Consider the following 19,816-nt stretch of genomic DNA (forward strand, 5'->3'; position numbering starts at 1 on the left):
CTGCTTTTAATAACGGCGGGGGCACAGGATGCCGCCCATCAGCCGCAATGCGGTGCGCACCATCCAAAAGAGGAACCCCAGTGCGCCAAACACCGCTGTGAACAACGCGAGCCCCACCAGCCATGCCATGCCGGAAAGAACCGCGGGCACAAGCCCCACCACCAGCAGGATAACCCCCGCCAAAATGAGGGACAGTGCGGAAAATAAAAGCTTCAACATCGTTTATTCCTCCTCTGATTCTTCCTCAATATGGGGGTTGATCGGCTTATACCGGGGCCGGGGTCGAAGGAGGTTTTTCAGCAAACGCCACAGGCTGCGGATGGACATACACGCCAAACAGATGCCCAGTACCGAGCCGGCCAGCATCCCCACTGCAACAATCAGGGATAGAGCCACGATGGAAGGGGACATCAGCCCGATGCCCATCACCCCGCAGACCGCCACCGCGAAGGAAGCCAGCAGCGCACCGAACAATGCGGCCACAACACCGGCAAGCGCGCCCACCACGATTCCCAGGGCGGCCAGGATCAATCCGCCTCCGGCCAGGATAAAGGGGGACAGGGCCAAAATCAAAATCACCAGGAATACTTTGTTCCAAATGCTACTGGTGCGGACCTTCTTCCAAGTGTTCTTCACCTTGGCGTTGATGGCGCTCTGGGTGTTGCCCATCCCCTCGGAGACGATCTGTTCCGCTACCTCTTGGGGGGTGCCCAGGCCGCGGGCGGTTTCAAATTCGCTTTTTCCTTGGCGCTGGCCTTCGGCAAAATATTCGGCATAATCCCGGATAATGTCGTCAATATCCTTTCGGCTCATCCGGTTTTTCAATGCATCTTCCAACTGCTTTAAATATTCCAGCTTGGTCATCACACTACTCACCTCTCAAAATTTTGTTGACAATGTCGGTCATCTCAAACCATTCCCGTTTCAGCTCGGCCAAGTGGTTGACGCCCATGGCGGTCAACCGGTAATATTTGCGCGCCGGTCCGCCGCTGCTTTCCACCAGGTAGGTGCTAAAATGGCCGTCCACCGTCAATCGCCGCAGGATGGGGTAGACCGTCCCTTCGTTGATGTCGGTGTGCCGGGCGATGGATTGTACAATTTCATACCCATACATATCTTTGCGCTCGATCAGTGCCAAAATACACATTTCAATGACGCCCTTTCGAAGCTGAGTGTTCAAAGTAACACCTCCCTTGGATTCGTTGACCTCATTATAGCACACTACCTTGTAATGCACAATACTAAATTTTGAAAAATACTGTGCTTCATAAAATATTAATTTTTTGATAGTTCTATGCTTTTTTCAAGTGGATCCTCCCCTGTTTCCCCTTAAAAGCGGCGGTTCTCCCATAGACCCGGATATAGTGGCCTTCCTCCCCGGTTCTCCAGCATTACCGCCATCTGAGGGTGCACCTATTCTATGAGAGAAAGCCTCCGTCCCCCGACATGGGGCCGCCGATCCGATTTACAGAAGCCCCTCTCTTGAAGTGTGCGCCCCCCTTCGCATAATAAGGCCAGGCCGCCGGGGGTATCCCCAGCGGCCTGGCCTTATTTTCCAATTTACAATTCCTGTTAAGAGAGAGGCAGCTGGTCAAACTCCATCCCGCTGAGGACTAGGATATCCCCAGGGAGGATTTCCGTATCCCCTTTGGGGACAATGGCTTTCCCCTGCCGTTTGATCATCACCACCAAAATGTCTTTGGGGATGCCCGCCTGGCTCAAAGTTTGGTGCACCCAAGGGTTCTCTTCCTCCATGGGGAGTTCGATAAGCTGGGCGCTTAAATCCTCCTGGTAATCGGTAAAGGTCTTGCGCACCGAGGTCTCGTTGTCCACCAAATCCAGCCGTTTCGCCACCCAGGGCAACAGGGTTCCCTGAAAGCTAACCGACAACAAGGCCACCAAAAATACGATGTGGAAGATATCGGTGTTTAAGTATGCTTTGTTGGTGACCGCAAAGATGGCGAACACGATAGAAGCCGCCCCTCGCAGCCCTACCCAGGAGACCAACAGCTTCTGCCGGAAGGTAAAGGGGAAAAAATGGAGAATGCCAAATACCGCAGCAGGCCGGGCAATCAAAAATAGGAACACCGCCACCCCAACCCCCAAGGGAAGGACCTGTAAAAACTGAGAAGGGAAAGCCAATAGGCCCAGCACAAAGAACAGGAGAATCTGCATCAACCAGGAGATGCCGTCAAAAAAGTGGACCAACATCTTTTTGTGGGGCAGTTTGGCATTGCCCAGGGCGATGCCCACCAGATAGACGCTCAAATACCCATTGCCGCCCAAAAATTCGCTGGCGGAATAGGAGAACAATGCTATGGCGATGACCAAGATAGAATACAGGCCGCTGACATCCAAGTTGATCCGCCGCAACACATACACAGAAGCTTCGGCCACCAAAAATCCAATGAGCAGGCCAAACCCAATCTGTTTCACTAAGAAGGGTAGCACGGCGATCTCATCCCCCGACATCAGGGAAAGCACCACCATGGTCAGCATATAGGCCATGGGGTCGTTGCTCCCGCTCTCAATCTCCAGAAGAGGGGCCAGGCCGCCGGAGAGGTTCAAATCCTGGGAACGGAGGATGGCAAACACCGAAGCGGCATCGGTGGAGGCAATCACTGAGCCGATGAGCAACCCCTCCAGCAGGGAAGTATGCAACACAAAATGGCAGAACAACCCGGTGAGCCCCGCTGTAACCGCCACCCCTAGGGTGGAGAGCAGCACCGCTGGCACAGCGATGGGGACAGCCGTTTTCCAGCTTGTGCCAAAACCGCCGTAAAACATAATAAAAATCAACCCAAAAGAACATACTTGCTGTGCGAGAACGTAGTTGTCAAAATAGATGCCTACCGGGCCGTCTGACCCAAACAACATGCCGAGCAGCAAAAAGATCAAAAGGGTTGGTACTCCATAACGGTAAAGCAGCTTGCTGGATGTGACACACAACAGCAGTACCACCGCGATGGCAAACACCATTGGAACCATGGAATACACTCCTTTTCGTTAAATTACTATATAATTATACTATATGGATGTGTCATAAAATCCCCTATAAATATTAATACAATCTTAATATTGATGAAAAATGGCCTTTTTCTCTAAGCCTCCTCTCCCTTTAAGGAGGCCGGGGTGCATCTAAATTAGAATGGCAAGGGGGATCTTTTTTCTATAATAGGGAAAAGAGAGATGTCCTTTGGAACGCAACAGAAAACCCACAGGGACTGAAAATCCCTGTGGGTTTCTATGGAATAAAAAAATAGCTCTTCGTGCAATTTTTTACGCGCATCCGGCGCTCCTGTGGTCGGGCGCGTTTATTACCGTTGGCCCTGTGCCGTTGCGGCCCGGATGGTATTTGCCGCTTTCCCCTTCGGGGTGCCAAGAGGACACGGCGCCCCTATGAAAAAAACCTGTTTAAGCAATTTGCTTAAACAGGTTTTTTGGTGACCCGTGCGGGAATCGAACCCGCGTTACTGCCGTGAAAGGGCGGTGTCTTAACCTCTTGACCAACGGGCCGGAATCGCAATGAACCCTCCATAAAGAGCATCCATTGCGCTGGTAGCGGCAATAGGATTTGAACCTACGACACTTCGGGTATGAACCGAATGCTCTAGCCAACTGAGCTATGCCGCCATATCCTTCTTTGTTGATCACCATAAAGCAATCAAGCAAAAACTATTATACCCGATCAGGCTGGGTCTGTCAACCAGTTTTTGAAGAAAATCCGCTGATTTTTACACAAACCGGCTGTTTCTTGCCACAGGGTGGAAATTGGCGGCAATCTCCCCTCTTTCCCCGTTTTTCATGGTCAAAAATTTCCCAAACGGGGATTTTTCCTTTACCCCGAAGGGCAAAGGAAGTATAATAGTAGCAGCGGCAGGGCCTTCTTTGGGGAGGGCCTGCCCCCATTTGTTGTAAAAAGCAAAAAAGAGAGGAAAGAAACCAAATGACATCCGTTTCTAAAACCATTTTAACCAATTGGCAGCTCCGCCATACCCGCAAACAGAAAAAAGCTTTTGCGGAATATGCTGTCAAAATTTTTAGCGATCTGGGCTACTACACCCGAGTGGAAACAAAAAAGGGGCTTACCCCCTCCAACAACATCATCATCGGGGATTTGAGCAACGCCAAAACCATTGTCACCGCCCATTACGACACCCCCAGCCGCCGGTTTATCCCCTTCTTTGTCACCTTGGACAGCCCCTTCCAAACCTTTTTGACCCAGTTCAGCACCATGATCGCTGTCTTTGCAGTCTGTATGTACCTGGCCAAATACACCAATTTCTTCATCGGCTTTGTGCTGTTTGACCTTTTGCTGTGGCTTCTGGTGTTCGGCCCTGCCAAAAAGAACAACGCCAACAACAACACTTCTGGGCTAATGGCCCTGTATGAGGTGGCCAGCCGACTGCCCCGGGACCGGAAAGAGGAAGTGGCTTTTGTCCTCTTTGACAACAAAGAGCTAGCCCACGCTGGTTCCAATGCCTTTGTAAAACAGCATGAGGTGGAGTTCTTCTACAACAAGTTGGTTATCAACCTGGATTGCGTCGGCGTGGGAGACGCCATCATTTTCCTGGCCAGTAAACACTCTATCCCCTTTGCAAAAAAAGCGGCCACCTTTGCCCCCAAGGACTGCGGCAAGGAGTTTTCGGCCCGGGTCAATCGGAACTTTGTCTATATCTCGGACAGCAACAGCTTCCCTGTTGCCTTTAATGTCTCTGCCTTTACCATGGATGGCGGCCCCATCCTCAAGGATCTGTACAACGAAAAGGACACGGTGCTGGACGAAAGCAACATTGACGCCTTGGCTTCCGCTCTGGTGGCCTATCTCTCCCAGGACTGCCGGTATGACAAGCACCCCAAGGAGGAGGATGAGGATTAGCTCCATCCATTTTTATAAATCCAATTCCCTAGGGCTAAGGAAAGCCCTGGGGGATTTTTTTGCGGAATTCCTGCTTTTTCCCCCTTCATCTTCGAATCATCTTCACAAAAAGCCCCCGGAACAAGGATGGATTCCCTGTTCCGAGGGCTCTTTCTATTTGTCCATTACTGAGGCCCCATAGAGTAGTTGGGCGCCTCTTTGGTGATATAAATATCGTGAGGATGGCTCTCCCGCAGCCCTGCGCCGGTGATCCGGACAAACTGGGCCTTCTCATGAAGGTCGGGGATGGTGTGGCAGCCGCAGTATCCCATGCCGGCCCGGATGCCGCCCAGCAACTGGAAGATGGTGTCCGCCACCGGCCCTTTGTAGGGCACCCGGCCCTCTACCCCTTCGGGAACCAGTTTTTTATTGTCCTCCTGGAAATAACGGTCTTTGCTGCCGTTAGCCATAGCTCCCAAAGAACCCATGCCGCGATAGACTTTGAAGCTTCTGCCCTGGTAGATCTCCTGCTCACCGGGGGCTTCTTCGCAGCCCGCCAGCAGGGAGCCCAGCATTACCACATTGGCGCCCGCTGCCAGGGCTTTGACAATGTCGCCGGAATATTTGATGCCGCCGTCGGCAATGACGGGGATATTGTATTTGGCTGCACAGCAACAAGCGTCATACACCGCGGTGATCTGGGGAACACCGATGCCCGCTACTACCCGGGTGGTGCAGATGGAGCCAGGGCCGATGCCCACTTTCACCGCATCCGCACCGGCTTTGATCAAATCTTCGGTGGCCTCATAGGTTGCCACATTGCCGGCGATGAGAGCAATGTCTGGGAACGCCTCTTTCACCTTGCGCACACAGTTCAAAATGCCTTCGCTGTGGCCGTGGGCGGAATCCAGCACCAATACGTCCACCTGGGCTTCTACCAGTGCAGCGGCCCGCTCCAAGACATTGGCGGTGACGCCGATGGCAGCGCCACAGAGCAAGCGGCCGTTTTTATCCCGGGCGGAGTTGGGGTACTGCACCGCTTTCTCAATATCCTTGATGGTGATAAGGCCTTTGAGCATGCCGTCCTCATCCACCAAGGGAAGCTTTTCAATCTTGTGCTTGCGCAGGATCTCCTGTGCCTGGGCCAATGTGGTCCCCACCGGGGCGGTGACCAGGTTTTCCCGGGTCATCACCTCTTTGATCTTGCAGTTGTAATCGGAGAGGAAACGCAGGTCCCGGTTGGTGATGATACCCACCAGCTTGCCTTTTTCACAGATCGGAACGCCGGAGATTTTGTATTTGCCCATCAGCTCATCGGCATCAAAGACAAAATGCTCCGGGGAGAGATGAAACGGGTTGACAATTACCCCATTCTCCGACCGCTTGACCATATCCACCTCATCGGCCTGCTCCTCGATGCTCATATTTTTATGGATGACGCCGATACCCCCTTCCCGGGCAATGGCAATCGCCATCTGGGAGGTGGTTACGGTGTCCATAGCGGCAGTCATCACCGGGATATTGAGCATGATGTCCCGGGCCAGACGGGTGGAAACCTTTACCTGGCCCGGCAGGATATCCGACTTAGCGGGGATCAGCAGTACATCGTCAAAGGTGAGCCCTTCTTTGGGGAATTTCTCTTGGAAATTGGTGTTCAGCATTCCGTTTCCTCCTTGTGTTTTCGGCCTTTTTGATATTTTATCTATTCTATCACCATTCCCCGACAGATACAAGAGATAAATCCGTTGAAATTGCGGCTTTTTTCTTCTTTTTTTGGGCAGATAGCTGAAAAAATAGTTTTATTTTACTGATTTAACACTTCAAACTGCCGCAAATTTGCTAAACAATTTCCTTGGGTTCCCCCAAGAGAATAGAGGCTTCAAAACAGCTGGTTTCTCCCTTCTGCCCCTGGATGAAATACCGGCCCTCCCCCTGTCGGAACAGCTCCAAAGATATGGTATCGCCAATTACTGCCTCTTTGCGGTAATAAATGGCAAACTCCCTCCAGCGCTTTTCCTCCATCTCTTCATAGGGCAGCAGGTCGCAGACCATATCTGCATACACGGTATTGTTGAGGTGGCGGTTGCAATCCAAATCGCTGTACTGAACAACCTTTACCCCTTGGGCAGCAGCTGCCAAATCCTTTGGTCGCTTAGTCTTCATCTCATCCAAGGAGGAATCGTAATTGCTGGAATCGGTGGGGATTTCAAAGGGAAAGGCCGAAGGCCGAAGGATTTTCCGAGTAATCGGATTGACCATCAGCCAAGAGGATTGGGCTTCTACCAGCAATTCCCCCTCCTGGGACCAAAATTCAATCCGGCGCAGGAGCTGGGCCCCCTTGCTCATCTGGGGGTTGGTTTTCATCTTTACCCGTTCCTCATTCCGGGGGCTGCGGTGACAACGCAAGGCCATCCGTGCCAGCAGGATGACAATCTGCGCTTCCCACAAATCCCGATAAGAAAACCCCATCTCTTCAAAATGCTGGTTGCTAATCCTCTGGATCTGTTTGAGCACCCCGGAGAGTTTCATCTCCCCATGAATATCGCACTGATAATCGGGAATTACAATCTGTTTCTCATAGTGGGCGGATGCATTTGGATGTAATTGCAGCAAACTTTTTTACCTCCCTAAGCCAAAATTGACGACGGGAGTTGTTTCATGTGAAACAACTCCCGTTTGTGTTACCAAGAACGGCTGGGATGGGCCAGGCGCGCCGCCAAGTCCCCCAATTCCGATTTGGAATAAAACTCAATTTCCAATGTTCCTTTGTCTTTGCTGACCTGAATTTTCACCTTACGGCCCAACTCAGCGGCAAGGGCAAGCTCCATTTCCTGGTAATAATGATCCCCCCAGGCCTGCTTATCCCCTTGGGTGGGCTCCAGTTCCGAGCTGAGTGTCTGTCCTTTGGGTTTCCGCTGTTTTTTCGGGGCAGAAAGCCTCTCCACTTCCCGCACCGATAACCCCTGGGAAAGAATCCGGCCTGCGGTTTCCTCCATAACTTTTGGGTCATCTAAAGAAAGCAGCGCCCGGGCGTGTCCCGCAGAGATCTGCCCATCCCGCACCATTTTTTCCACCTTGGGCGGAAGGCTGAGGAGCCGCAGGGCATTGGCAATCACCGGCCGGGATTTCCCCACCCGCTGGGCCACCTTTTCTTGGGTAAAGCCATAGGTTTCCATCAAAGTTTTATATCCTAAGGCTTCTTCGATGATATTCAGATCCTTGCGCTGCAAATTTTCAATCAGTGCCAGTTCCATTGCCTCGGTGTCGGTCATCTCCCGGATCACCACTGGAACCTCTGCCAACCCCACCATACGGGATGCCCGCCAGCGGCGTTCCCCCGCGACAATCTGGTACCGTCCGTTAACCATTGGCCGCACCAAGAGAGGCTGGAGCACCCCATGTTCCCGGATGGAGTCAGCCAGTTCTGCCAAGGCGGCATCGTCGAAGTCCTTTCTCGGCTGTTCTTTGTTTGGCTCAATCTCGGTGAGTTTTAACGATGTAGTGGGTATATCGCTGGTGTTGTTGTCCACAAACAAAGCTTCCAGGCCCTTGCCCAATCCACCTTTTGCGCGTGCCATGGCAGTTCCCTCCTCATTGGTTGTTCTCTAAAAATTCATCAGCCAAATCTTCGTACGCTTTCGATCCACGGGATGTACGGTCATAATAGAGCACTGGCTGGCCAAAGCTGGGCGCCTCGGACAGGCGGACATTCCGTGGAATTACGGTGCGGTACACCTTTTTGGGGAAAAACTTCTTCACTTCCTCCACCACCTGCAACGTCAGGTTCAAACGGCCGTCAAACATGGTGAGGAGTACCCCCTCAATCTCAATCTGAGGGTTATACAAACGCTTCACCTGCCGCACCGTCCCCATCAGCTGAGAAAGGCCCTCTAAGGCATAGTACTCGCACTGGATCGGGATCAGCAGGGTATCGCAGCAGTTTAGGGCGTTTAAAGTGATCAACCCCAGAGAAGGTGGACAGTCGATGAGGATATAATCGTATTGTTCTTTGATGGGAGCCAGAGCTTGTTTCAGCTTCATCACCCGGTTTTCTGCCTCCACCAGTTCAATTTCTGCTGCGGCTAAGTCCATGCTGGCCGGCAATAGATCAATATTCTCAAAACTGGTCCGTTGGAGAACGTCCTCTGCCTTGGCGTCGGCGATTAAGATGTCATAGGTGGACAGCTGGATATCCCGCTTGTTGACCCCCAATCCGCTGGAGGCATTGCCTTGGGGATCAATATCAATGAGCAGCATCTTTTTCCCTTTGCGCCCCAGCGACGCGGTCAAATTCACGGCAGAGGTAGTTTTCCCAACGCCGCCTTTCTGATTGGCAATTGCTATTACTTTCCCCATCTCTATCCTCCTAGCTCCATAAATTGGTCAAATCACCGCCTGCAACAGGCTCACTGTTTTTGATTATAGCACATCTCCATGGAATTGGGAAGGAAAATTCCCCTCCCTGTTGTTTCATGTGAAACAACAGGGAGGAAAATCAAAGGAGCCACGGCAACGCCGCGGCTCCTCTGACGAATCAGTAAGGGAAACACATATACCTTAACCTCAAAAGAGGAATGGCATCTTGTAGGCAAAATCTGCAAGCTTTCAGGGGGGATTATTTTTTGTATCCCGGCAATACAGGCGATTTGTAAGCTGCCTCTTTTGGGATCTTCACCCGATACTCGATAAAGTTTTGATCCTCTGTGCGATCTGTCACCGCAGGGATCCCCGCCTCCTTCATGGTGCTGACCGCCTTTTCCACTGTGTTGATAAAGATCCGCAGATCCTTCACCACCCATAGCCGGCTTTTGGCTGGGGTTGGCTCCAGCCGTTTCTCCACATATTCTTCGGTTTGGGAGACATTGAGGCGGTTTCCAATGACATATTTTACCGCATTGATAAAGCACGGCTGATCCAACAGCTTTAGCAAGGCCCGTGCATGGCGCTCAGTCAAATTGCCTTTGAGAAATACATCCCGAATATCCGGCGGGAAGCGGAGCAGCCGCAGCTTATTGGCTACAGCCGACTGGGATTTCCCCAGCTGTTCCGCCAACTGCTGCTGGGTGAGGTTCCACCGCTCCATCAAAGTGGCATATGCTTGCGCCTCTTCAAAATAAGAGAGGTTCTTCCGCTGCAAATTTTCAATCACCGCTAACACTGCGGATTTTTGATCATCCATCTCACTGACAATGGCGGGGATATCCTGCCATTCCAGCATTTTTGTAGCACGCAAGCGGCATTCCCCTGCCACCAGTTCAAATCGGCCATCCTTCTTTTTTCGGACGGTGATTGGCTGGAGCAAACCGTTTTCATCAATGCTGCGGGAAAGCTCCTCAATATATTCCTCATCAAAGGTTTTGCGGGGCTGCATGGGGTTGGGGTCAATTACATGCAGCGGCAGCAGCAGCACCTTGCCGATCGCTTCGTATTTGGAAAACAATTGGCGCATAAAAATCCCCCCATGGAAGAAAAGCCTGTCCACATTCTGTCTTTGGCCTTTGTTGTACCCCAATAATCGTTCTACGAGTATTGTAGCATAAGGGAATTTGGTATTCCAGAATTTTCCATCGCAGAATTTTACCTTTTCTTACGCCTTTCCCCTGCTTACAAGGGGGATTTTGCTATTTTTGCAGAGGGCCTTGGATATTTTGCCGGAGTTTGCGATATTTTTTGAATCACAACGACACTTCGCTTATTCTCCTTCGGCAGCACATAACGATCCACCTTTTCCAGCTTGCCCCCCAGCAGCTGGATGGCTTTTTGCGCCCCGGCCACTTCCTCTTCACAGTCGTATCCTTTTAAGGCGATGAACAAGCCTCCCACCTTGACAAAGGGGAGACAGTACTCTGCCAGGACAGCCAAATCTGCAACTGCCCGGGCGGTGGCAATATCAAACCGCTCCCGATACTCAGGTTTGCGGCCCGCTTCCTCCGCTCGGAAATGGATGGCGGTATTCTCCTGTCCCAAAGCTTGAGACAATGCCTGTAAAAAAGTCACCCGCTTGTTGAGGCTGTCCAAAAGGGTGAGGTCTACATCTGGCCGGGCAATCTTCACCGGCACCGAAGGGAAACCTGCCCCAGTGCCCACATCGATCATAGACGAACCTTCCTGGAGAGGCACACTTTTGAGCAGCATCAAGCTGTCGAGGAAATGTTTGATGACAATATCATCCGGCTGGGTGATGGCAGTCAAGTTCATTTTCTGGTTCCACTCCAGCAAGGTGTCGGCATAGGTGCCAAACTGCTCTACCATCCTGTCCGTCAGGGAAAACCCATACTCCTCCCCATAGGTCTTCAACTGTTCATTCGAGATTGTCATGGCCTTTTCCCTCCTGTTTTTTCTGCTCTAAATAGATGATCAATACCGAAATATCCGCTGGGCTCACCCCAGAGATGCGGGAAGCCTGCCCCAAATTGATGGGCCGCACCAAATCCAGCTTTTCCCGCGCTTCCAACCGAAGACCTTGAATGGTGGAATAAACCATGTCCTCTGGCAGAGGGGTTCCCTCCAAACGGCGCATTTCTTCCACTTGGGCCAATTGTTTTTTGATATACCCTTCGTATTTGATAGAGACTTCTACCTCTTCCGCCACCGCCCGGGGAAGCTCCAGCCGCTTGGGATCAAAGGGAGCCAGATCCTCATACCCAATTTGTGGCCGCCGGATCAGCTCCGCCGCCTTCATCCCTGTGGTGAGCGGGACTGTTTCACGTGAAACCAACATGGCGTTCAATGCATCCGAAGGGGCGATGGTCAACCCTTGAAGACGCTTGATCTCCCCTTCCACCTGGGCTTGCTTCTCCAAAAACTTCTGCCACCTCTCCTCATCGATCAGCCCCAATTCATGGCCAATAGGGGTGAGCCGGACATCCGCATTGTCCTGCCGCAAGATCAGCCGGTACTCCGACCGGGAGGTCATCATCCGGTAGGGGTCGGAACATCCCTTGGTCACCAGGTCATCAATCAAAGTGCCGATATAAGAGGATGCCCGATCCAAAATCAGCGGGTCTTTTCCCTGCAATGACCGCACTGCATTAATCCCAGCGATCAACCCTTGGGCTGCCGCCTCCTCATACCCGGAGGTGCCATTGAACTGTCCCGCGCCATACAAACCAGGCACTGTTTTAAACTCTAAGGAAGGCTTTAAGGCCAGAGGGTCCACACAATCGTATTCAATGGCATAGGCATTTCGCATGATCTGCACATTCTCAAATCCCTTGATGGTGCGGTAAAAGGCCAACTGGACATCCTCCGGCAGGCTGGTGGAGAGCCCCTGGAGATAGATTTCGTCGGTATCCATCCCCATCGGCTCCACAAACACCTGATGGCGGGGCTTGTCGGCAAACCGCATAATTTTATCCTCAATACTGGGGCAATACCGAGGGCCGATCCCCTCAATCTGGCCGCCGTACATGGCAGACCGGCCAATGTTCTCCTGGATGACCCGGTGGGTCTCCTCATTGGTATAGGCGATGTGGCAAATTGCCTGATTTTTCAGCTCCCCTTCGGTCGAAAAGGAAAACGGGGTGATGGGGTCATCCCCCTCCTGCTCCTCCAGTTGAGAAAAGTCAATGGAACTTCGCTCCACCCGGGCAGGGGTCCCGGTTTTAAACCGACGCAGGGGAAGGCCGATCTGCACTAGGGAATCGCTGAGCCGTTTGGCGGCGTGCATCCCATCTGGGCCGCTGGAAAAAACCTGATCCCCCACAAAAATCTTCCCGTTGAGGAAAGTCCCAGAACATATGATCGCAACTTTTACTGGATGGACAGCCCCCAACCGGGTGACCACCGACTCTACCTGGCCCTCCTCATCGGTGCGGATCTCCACCACCTCTGCCTGTTTCACATGGAGGTTTTGCTGCCGCTCCACCGCCCGCTTCATATAGATATGGTACTGAGCCCGGTCCGCCTGGACCCGCAGGCTGTGGACCGCTGGCCCCTTCCCCCGGTTTAGCATCCTGCTCTGAATAAAGGTGGCGTCTGCGGCCTTGCCCATCTCCCCTCCCAAGGCGTCAATCTCCCGGACCAAATGCCCCTTGGCCGTCCCGCCGATGGAGGGATTGCAAGGCATGTTGGCGATGGCGTCCAAACTCATGGTAAACAGCACGGTGGATGCCCCCAGCCGGGCGGCGGCCAAAGCGGCCTCCACCCCAGCATGTCCCGCGCCGATCACTGCAATGTCAAAGGGTTGTGCTTGATATTCCATGGATAACTCCCCCTCTCCCCGGTGTGGGGAAAGACTATAACCAATCTATTTTCCACAGCGTTTTCCCCTGGGGGAAAACGCTGGTTTGCTTCTGCACTATTATAACAAACTCAGTGCTTTTCCACCAGAGGAAAATTCCGTGGAAAACCTTGACTCCCCAGTTTTCCTTCTTGGCTCATCTTTTTTCCACAGCGGATTTCTTCCTTTCCACCGGGAAAAACCTCTTCTGCCCTCCCCTCTGACAGATAAAAAATAGGGACCGGCTGCCCCACGAGAAGGGGGACAGCCCGGCCCCGGTTTTCCTTCTATTTTACCATAAAGTCTGCACAAACCATAAGAATTGCAAAGCGGCTGCTGCCGCAAAGGGCTTCGCCCTGCAAGCAATTCTTCGAATGGCACAGCTTCGCTGTGGCTATTTTCCCACACAGAACTGGGCGAACACCTGGCCCACCACTGCATCGGTGGCCCGCTCACCAGTCAACTCTAAAAGGGCGTTCAGCCCTTCATCGATGCACACGGTGGCAGCATCCAAGGTGAGGGCGGAGCCAACCGCTTCGATGGCGTCATCCAAAGCGGATTTGGCCCGCAGGATGCACCCTCTCTGGCGCTCATTGGCCAAGATGGGGGCGGAACCATCGATCTGGTGAAGGGACAGCACCTCCCGGATGGCGGCAGAAAGGGCATCCATCCCTTCCCCATTGGCCGCAGAGACCTCCACCACCTGGGGAATCCACTGGGCGATTTCCTCCCTCTGAATCTTGCGGGGAAGGTCGGTTTTGTTGAGAACCGCCACTGCCGGACGGCCTTGCAACGCCTCCAACAGCTCCCTGTCCTCCCTGGTCAAGGAATCGGAGCTGTCAAACACCGCCAACACCAGCCCGCTGTCCTCCATACGGCGGCGTGCCAAATCCACCCCCACCGATTCCACCGGGTCATCGGTAGCCCGGATGCCCGCTGTGTCCGCCAGGTTGAGCACCACATCCTCCAGCCGGATCACATCCTCCACCACATCCCGAGTGGTGCCGGGAATGTCGGTGACAATGCTGCGCTGGGCCCCGGCCAGCAAATTCATCAAGGTGGACTTGCCCACGTTGGGCCGGCCGATGATAGCGGTATCCACTCCTTCCCGCAGGATACGCCCTAAGTCATATGTGGAGAGGAGCTGCTCCAACTGATCCCGACAGCCGCTCAGAGAATGAAGGAGGGAACCCGTCTCCACTTCCTCGATGTCCTCCTCTGGGTAGTCCACCCAGGCTGCAAGGTGTCCAGCCAGGCCGAGAAGAATCTTCTCAATCCCCTGTACCCTTTGAGATAAAGCCCCATCCCGGGCCGACAGGGCCGCTCTGGTGGCATTCTTATTTTGGGAGGAGATCAGATCCATCACCGCCTCCGCCTGGGTCAGATTCACCTTCCCGTTTAAAAAAGCCCGCTTGGTGAATTCCCCTGGGCCGGCTAAAACCGCCCCTTGGTCCAAGACCGCCCGCAGCACCCGCTGGAGCACATACACCCCGCCGTGGCAGGAAAGTTCTGCCACATCTTCGCCGGTGTAGCTCTTTGGGGCCCGGTAGACCGACAGAATGGCTTCATCCACCTGGCCATCCTGGTCGAAAACACGGCCATAGGCGCTGGTAAACCCTTTCATGGAGGAAATATCCCGTTCTCCAGCTGGGCGGAATACCCGGGCGGCAATGGCCAGAGCCTCTGGGCCAGAGACCCGAACAATGCCGATCCCTCCCACTGCCAAGGGTGTGGAGATCGCCGCAATGGTGCTCATCACATACCATCCTTTCAATAAGAATGGCACCCCCGCGGGCCTCTGCGGGCCTTTGAGAGTGCCATTGTATCTTCTCTAATCGTCGATTTCGATTTTGCCGAACAGGGGCAGGTCGGCGGCCTCAGAAGGCGGGGCAGAACGGAGAATCCGCTCCTCCTCGGAGATGGGTGCTCTCGGTGCCTCCGGCTCTTTCAACTCCTCCCGCTCCCGGTAGGGTCTGCGCTCCCGGCTGCTCTTCCCCTCACCGCGGCTTTCCCCAGAGGGCCTGCCGCCCCGGCGGGAGCCGCCTTTGCCTTTGCCTCGTCCATCGGTACGGGGCTTCTTCGGATTGGCAGAGCTGATCACTACCCGGCGGTTGGGTTCTTCCCCCACCGAAGTGGACAGCGCCCCTTCCACCTGGGATACAGCGGCGTGGATTATCCGGCGCTCATAGGGGTTCATAGGCTCCAAAGTGGAGCTCCGGCCGGTTTTGACCGCATTGTTGGCCAATTTCTTCGCCAAGGTTTCCAAGGTTTTTTCCCGTTTTTCCCGGTAGTTGCCGCTGTCGATGGTCACACGCATATAATCGCCGTCCGCCCGGTTGGCCACCAGGCCGGTCAGATACTGGAGGGCATCCAAAGTCTCGCCGCGACGGCCGATGATGACGCCCAACCCCTCGCCGCTGAGGGTGATGACCGCATTGTTGTTCTCCTCCACCTTGGCGGTTACCTCCACATGGGGCAAGCCGATCTCGGTGAGAATGTCTTTGATATAGGCAACTGCGATCTCCGCCTTGTCGCTGGATTCTTGGTAGACACGAACCTTGGCAGGCTGGGCGCCGATGCCGAAAAAGCCTTTTTTGGGCAGGTCGATGATCTCAATTTCCACTTCTTCCCGGGGCAGGCCAATCCGGTCGCAGGCGAGTTCAATAGCCTCTTCCACGGTTTTCGCTGTCATGGTACATTCTTTCATAAAAGGGCACCTCCTCAGGTTGCGTCCTGTTATTTCAGGTCGTCGTCGGTGACTTCCACATATTCCTCACCGTATTTTTCCGCATCCCGCTTGCGGGCGGCAGCCAATTTCATCCGGTTGATTTCCTTTTGAGTCAGGGCTTTTTCCGCCGCCGCGGCATCCCCCTGCTTCATCCGTTTCTTTGCTTCAATCTTCTCTTTGCGCTCCTGCTCCTTGCGGGCAGCGGCCTCTTCCTTCGCTTTTTTGACCATCTCCACCGGGTCATAGATCTTGTTGAGGATGTAGGACTGAGCCGCAGAGAACACGTTGGAAAGCAGCCAGTACACGCCGACGCCGGCGGGCACCTGGAAGGCGATAAATACACTCATCAAAGGCATCATCAGCAGCATGCTTTTGTTCATGCTGGCCGCCGCGCCGTCTTCGCCGGTGGTGGCGCTGCTGAGCTTCATGCTGATCAGGCTCATGCCCAGGGCGGAAAGGCCGGACAGGATGGGAATCAACAGGTAAATATTGACCGCCATTGTGGGGACAACTCCCAGATCCATGCCGAAGAAGGTGAAATCAAAATTCGAAATTTTATCCACCACATCGGCGCCCAGGGAAGAGAAAGCCCCCGCATTCTGATGCACCGCATTGATGATGCTCATCTCCACGCTGTGCATATTCATGCCGCCTTCCCCCAGCACCTGCTTGGCGATTTCGGTCGCCGCATTGATGGTGTCGGCCGGCAGCCGCAGGATGTGCTTCAAGGGGTAATAAATGACATCAATCAAGCCAAAGAGGATGGGAAACTGGATGAGGACAGGAAGGCAACCGCTCATAGGGTTGTAATTTTCCTTCTCATAAAGCTTCAGAAGCTCCTCATTGAGCTTTTCCTTGTTATTTGCATATTTTTTCTGGATCTCTTCCATTTTTGGCCGGAAAGCGGCCATTTTGACCATGGACTTCTGCTGTTTCACAGCAAACGGCACCAACACCAATTTGGTGAGGATGGTAAACAGGATCAGCGCCAGGCCGTAGTTGTTTACCAGGTGGTAGCACAGAAACATGATCCACCCCAAGGGGTAACCAAGGATGGCGTAAATGGTTCTCATCATAACAATAGGTCCTCCAGATCGGATGGTGTACTAGGCGGATGGAGTCTGCCAAATATCGCCCTTTACTCCAAGTGGTCGGGCACGGGGTCATATCCGCCTTTGCAAAAGGGGTGGCATCTCAGAATCCGTTTAACGGCAAGTAGCCCGCCCCGATACGCTCCATATTTGGATATGGCCTGGTACGCGTATGTGGAACAGGTTGGATAAAACCTGCAGCAAGCAGGCCTATAGGGCGAAATCGCCTTTTGATAAAAACGGATGACTGCCAAAAACAGTTTTTTCATATTGCATATTGCCCCAAAAGGACGGCCGACTGCCGCTTGGAGCGTTTTATTCCGCCGGAGCGGTCTGCTGGGGTTTGGATGGCTCTGGCTTCTGCAGCAAGCCCAGCTTCTGCAGCTGTTTGTCCATCACGCGCTGCACCTCCTGCATCTTCACTTGGGTGGTGCGTCCCCGGGCGACAAAAACGATATCCCAGCCTTTGACCACAGTGGGCTCCATCTGGCGGTATGCCTCCCGGATAATTCTCCTTGCACGGTTTCGTTTACAAGCTTTTCCAATTTTCTTGGTGGCGGTGATGCCCACCCTGGCCCGGCCTTTTCGGTTCTTGACAGCATAGGTGACCAGAAGGGGGTGCACAGCGCTTTTCCCAGCGCGGTAGACCTTTTTAAAGTCTCGGTTTTGATTGAGTGTGACTGTATGAAGCATGGAAAGTGCCTTTCATGCCGGTTTTGCAGATTTTCCTTTTTATGATCCGGCAGACAGCCCGCCGGTTTCGGCGGGCGCCGGGTCATAAAAAGAAAGACCACAAAAAGGTTGTGGCCGGCAATTAGTGAGTTAAACGGGCTCTGCCTTTCGCTCTTCTGCGAGCAAGCACTTTTCTTCCGTTTTTCGTGCTCATTCTCTTGCGGAAACCATGCTCTTTCTTTCTGTGGATCTTCTTAGGCTGATAGGTTCTAAGCATCAAAATACCCTCCTTTCGGGGCGAAACCTTGCAAGATAACAGTATAGCCTACACGGGGCAAAATTGTCAATAGAAAAAATGGTTTTTTCCCGGTTCCAAAGCCATTTTTCCCTGTTTTGGAGGCGATTTTTTCCATCTTCCCCCTGAGGGCGGCCGTTTTTGCCGGAAAAATTCCCCTTGCTTCTGTTTTTGCTGGGTTGCCGGCGCCTTTGTTTGCCACGCCGCCCTCCAGCTTCCCCCTCCTGGATAAACCCAGGGATTTCCACCTGTTTCCATCCTTTGGTTTCCCTTTTCCATTCCATCTTCCCCAACCGGGATTTTTTGCTGTTTATACTATTATATAATATATTCACACAGGGCTGTTGAAAAGCTTGAAATAAACATTCCACTTATGCTACAATAACTCTGTTGAAGATCGGTGGAAAAAGTTTTTTCAACACACCTTTCCCAGTTGATCAACCCCTTTTCCACCGACCCGGAAATTTAATCGGAAGGACGATCAAACCATGGAATCCTTTAAAGAAGTGTTTTCGCTGGTCAGCGATTACTGCAAAGGACCCGATGGCGTTACCGAAGTAGCCCATTCCCTTTGGATTAAGGATATCGAGCCGGTCAAGTTTGAGAACTCCACCGCCTACCTGCGGGTCAGTTCCCAATTTAAAAAGGAGATCATCGAGGAGAAATACCTCCCCCTCCTGTCCCGTGCCTTCGAGCATATCCTAGGCTTTAGTGTAAACATCAAAATCCTCTGCGACTCCGCCCCCAAACAGGAGCCGCCCGAGTCCGGCATGCTGTCCGGATATTCCCAAGAAGAGCTGGAGAAGAGCAGCCAAGGCGGCGATTATGAATACACCTTCTCCACCTTTATCGTGGGCCCCTCCAACAAATTTGCCCACGCGGCATCCCTGGCGGTGGCTGCAAACCCTGCCAATGCCTACAACCCCCTGTTCATCTACGGCGGGTCCGGGCTGGGCAAAACCCATCTGCTGCTGGCCATCTGCGCAGAGATCAAAAAGAACAAGCCGGAAACCAACATCATCTACGCCAAGGGCGAGGAGTTCACCAACGAGCTGATCTACGCCATCACCACCGAGACCACCCGGGAATTCCATGACAAATACCGCCTGGCTGATGTCTTGTTGGTGGACGACATCCAGTTTATCGGCGGCAAGGAGAGCACCCAGGAGGAGTTCTTCCACACCTTTGAGGCCCTCCACCAGGCAGGCAAACAGATTGTCCTGACCAGTGACCGCCCTCCCAAGGAGATTAAAACCCTAGAGGACCGGCTGCGCACCCGGTTTGAATGGGGCCTGCTGGCCGACATTCAGCCCCCGGATTTTGAAACCCGCATCGCCATCATCCGCCGCAAGGCCGAACTGATGGACATCCAAATCCCCGACGAGGTGGCCGAGTACATTGCCAACCGGCTGAAAAACAACATCCGCCAGCTGGAAGGCGCAGTGAAAAAGCTCAAGGCCTTTAAACTGCTGGCTGGCACCCCGCCGTCCATCCTCATTGCCCAAAACGCCATCCGGGATATTTTAAATGACAACCAGCCGGTGCCGGTCACCGTGGAGCGGATCATCTCGGAGGTGGGCCGCACTTATGGGGTATCCTCGGCAGACATCCGCTCCACCAAGCGGTCGGCCCAGATCTCCCAGGCCCGGCAGATCTCCATTTACATCGTCCGGGACATCACCCAGATGTCCATGTCCTCTATCGGGGAGGAGTTCGGCGGCCGGGACCATTCCACCATCGTCTACGCCATCCAGCAGGTAGAAAAGAACATGAAACAGGATTCCCGCTACAAGGAGACAGTGGAGGACATCATCAAGAACATCCGCGACTCCTAACCTTCTCTTTCTTTTCCCAAAGAAAGAGAAGGCAGAAAGACCCCCCTTACCGGAAATAGAGATCAATCTGTTTCACTGGGGGAAAGCAATCCCTCCTTTCACTACAGGCGTGCAGA

Annotated in this window: 20 protein-coding genes and 2 tRNA genes; 2 read left to right on the top strand and 20 right to left on the bottom strand. The window is 53.3% G+C overall.

Features of this window, described 5'->3' with window-relative positions; genetic code table 11:
- Positions 1-6 precede the first annotated feature (6 nt).
- The 6 genes from BQ5353_RS06135 to BQ5353_RS06160 form a co-directional block, all read right to left on the bottom strand.
- Positions 7-219 (bottom strand): hypothetical protein, encoded by a 213-nt coding sequence (locus BQ5353_RS06135; RefSeq protein ID WP_054331935.1) that lies wholly within the window; start codon positions 217-219, stop codon positions 7-9.
- A gap of 3 nt (positions 220-222) precedes the next feature.
- Positions 223-864, bottom strand: a complete 642-nt coding sequence (locus BQ5353_RS06140; RefSeq protein WP_143117173.1) for a DUF1700 domain-containing protein — start codon at positions 862-864, stop codon at positions 223-225.
- 4 nt (positions 865-868) lie between these two features.
- Positions 869-1,180 carry a PadR family transcriptional regulator gene (locus BQ5353_RS06145; RefSeq protein WP_054331933.1) on the bottom strand — a complete coding sequence of 104 codons (312 nt, stop codon included), beginning with the start codon at positions 1,178-1,180 and terminating at the stop codon, positions 869-871.
- Between the two features lie 392 nt (positions 1,181-1,572).
- Positions 1,573-2,988, bottom strand: coding sequence for a potassium/proton antiporter (locus BQ5353_RS06150; protein WP_054331932.1), 1,416 nt, complete (start codon positions 2,986-2,988; stop codon positions 1,573-1,575).
- 453 nt (positions 2,989-3,441) lie between these two features.
- A tRNA-Glu gene (locus BQ5353_RS06155) sits at positions 3,442-3,516 on the bottom strand.
- A gap of 40 nt (positions 3,517-3,556) precedes the next feature.
- Positions 3,557-3,633 (bottom strand) — tRNA-Met (locus BQ5353_RS06160).
- A 313-nt stretch (positions 3,634-3,946) separates the two neighbouring features.
- On the opposite strand from BQ5353_RS06160, the gene BQ5353_RS06170 reads away from it, so the two are divergent.
- Complete coding sequence (locus BQ5353_RS06170) at positions 3,947-4,879, top strand: M28 family peptidase (RefSeq protein WP_071427493.1); 933 nt, start codon at positions 3,947-3,949, stop codon at positions 4,877-4,879.
- 164 nt (positions 4,880-5,043) lie between these two features.
- Here BQ5353_RS06170 and guaB read toward each other — a convergent pair whose 3' ends face one another.
- The 14 genes from guaB to BQ5353_RS06235 form a co-directional block, all read right to left on the bottom strand.
- Positions 5,044-6,519, bottom strand: coding sequence for an IMP dehydrogenase (gene guaB, locus BQ5353_RS06175; protein WP_143117174.1), 1,476 nt, complete (start codon positions 6,517-6,519; stop codon positions 5,044-5,046).
- A 178-nt stretch (positions 6,520-6,697) separates the two neighbouring features.
- Positions 6,698-7,471, bottom strand: a complete 774-nt coding sequence (locus BQ5353_RS06180) for an acyl-[acyl-carrier-protein] thioesterase (protein ID WP_071427494.1) — start codon at positions 7,469-7,471, stop codon at positions 6,698-6,700.
- A gap of 68 nt (positions 7,472-7,539) precedes the next feature.
- Positions 7,540-8,436 carry a ParB/RepB/Spo0J family partition protein gene (locus BQ5353_RS06185; RefSeq protein WP_054331929.1) on the bottom strand — a complete coding sequence of 299 codons (897 nt, stop codon included), beginning with the start codon at positions 8,434-8,436 and terminating at the stop codon, positions 7,540-7,542.
- Positions 8,437-8,449: 13 nt separating this feature from the next.
- The gene (locus tag BQ5353_RS06190; RefSeq protein ID WP_054331928.1) at positions 8,450-9,214 is read right to left on the bottom strand and encodes a ParA family protein; all 765 of its coding nucleotides are present in this window, start codon (positions 9,212-9,214) and stop codon (positions 8,450-8,452) included.
- Between the two features lie 259 nt (positions 9,215-9,473).
- Positions 9,474-10,307, bottom strand: a complete 834-nt coding sequence (locus tag BQ5353_RS06195) for a ParB/RepB/Spo0J family partition protein (protein WP_071427495.1) — start codon at positions 10,305-10,307, stop codon at positions 9,474-9,476.
- A gap of 155 nt (positions 10,308-10,462) precedes the next feature.
- Positions 10,463-11,176 (bottom strand): 16S rRNA (guanine(527)-N(7))-methyltransferase RsmG, encoded by a 714-nt coding sequence (gene rsmG, locus BQ5353_RS06200; protein ID WP_071427496.1) that lies wholly within the window; start codon positions 11,174-11,176, stop codon positions 10,463-10,465.
- On the bottom strand, positions 11,160-13,061 hold the full coding sequence (mnmG, locus tag BQ5353_RS06205; RefSeq protein ID WP_071427497.1) for a tRNA uridine-5-carboxymethylaminomethyl(34) synthesis enzyme MnmG: 1,902 nt from the start codon (positions 13,059-13,061) through the stop codon (positions 11,160-11,162). Before mnmG ends, rsmG begins: the two co-directional genes overlap by 17 nt.
- Positions 13,062-13,473: 412 nt before the next feature.
- On the bottom strand, positions 13,474-14,835 hold the full coding sequence (gene mnmE / locus BQ5353_RS06210) for a tRNA uridine-5-carboxymethylaminomethyl(34) synthesis GTPase MnmE (protein WP_054331926.1): 1,362 nt from the start codon (positions 14,833-14,835) through the stop codon (positions 13,474-13,476).
- A 75-nt stretch (positions 14,836-14,910) separates the two neighbouring features.
- Positions 14,911-15,786 (bottom strand): RNA-binding cell elongation regulator Jag/EloR, encoded by an 876-nt coding sequence (gene jag / locus BQ5353_RS06215; RefSeq protein WP_071427498.1) that lies wholly within the window; start codon positions 15,784-15,786, stop codon positions 14,911-14,913.
- A gap of 29 nt (positions 15,787-15,815) precedes the next feature.
- Positions 15,816-16,883, bottom strand: coding sequence for a YidC/Oxa1 family membrane protein insertase (gene yidC / locus BQ5353_RS06220; protein WP_054331925.1), 1,068 nt, complete (start codon positions 16,881-16,883; stop codon positions 15,816-15,818).
- A gap of 62 nt (positions 16,884-16,945) precedes the next feature.
- Positions 16,946-17,167: a membrane protein insertion efficiency factor YidD gene (gene yidD / locus BQ5353_RS12405; protein ID WP_074026315.1), complete on the bottom strand. Its 222-nt coding sequence runs from the start codon at positions 17,165-17,167 to the stop codon at positions 16,946-16,948.
- Between the two features lie 46 nt (positions 17,168-17,213).
- Complete coding sequence (rnpA, locus tag BQ5353_RS06225) at positions 17,214-17,591, bottom strand: ribonuclease P protein component (RefSeq protein ID WP_054331924.1); 378 nt, start codon at positions 17,589-17,591, stop codon at positions 17,214-17,216.
- Positions 17,592-17,712: 121 nt separating this feature from the next.
- Complete coding sequence (gene rpmH / locus BQ5353_RS06230; protein WP_054331923.1) at positions 17,713-17,847, bottom strand: 50S ribosomal protein L34; 135 nt, start codon at positions 17,845-17,847, stop codon at positions 17,713-17,715.
- Positions 17,840-18,067, bottom strand: a complete 228-nt coding sequence (locus tag BQ5353_RS06235; RefSeq protein WP_054331922.1) for a hypothetical protein — start codon at positions 18,065-18,067, stop codon at positions 17,840-17,842. The genes rpmH and BQ5353_RS06235 overlap by 8 nt, the downstream gene beginning before the upstream one ends.
- Positions 18,068-18,353: 286 nt before the next feature.
- Here BQ5353_RS06235 and dnaA point away from each other — a divergent pair, with 286 nt between their 5' ends.
- Positions 18,354-19,700: a chromosomal replication initiator protein DnaA gene (dnaA, locus tag BQ5353_RS06240; protein ID WP_054331921.1), complete on the top strand. Its 1,347-nt coding sequence runs from the start codon at positions 18,354-18,356 to the stop codon at positions 19,698-19,700.
- Positions 19,701-19,816: the final 116 nt, after the last annotated feature.

This window comes from Merdimmobilis hominis (assembly GCF_900104615.1).
Classification (GTDB): Bacteria; Bacillota; Clostridia; order Oscillospirales; family Ruminococcaceae; genus Merdimmobilis; species Merdimmobilis hominis.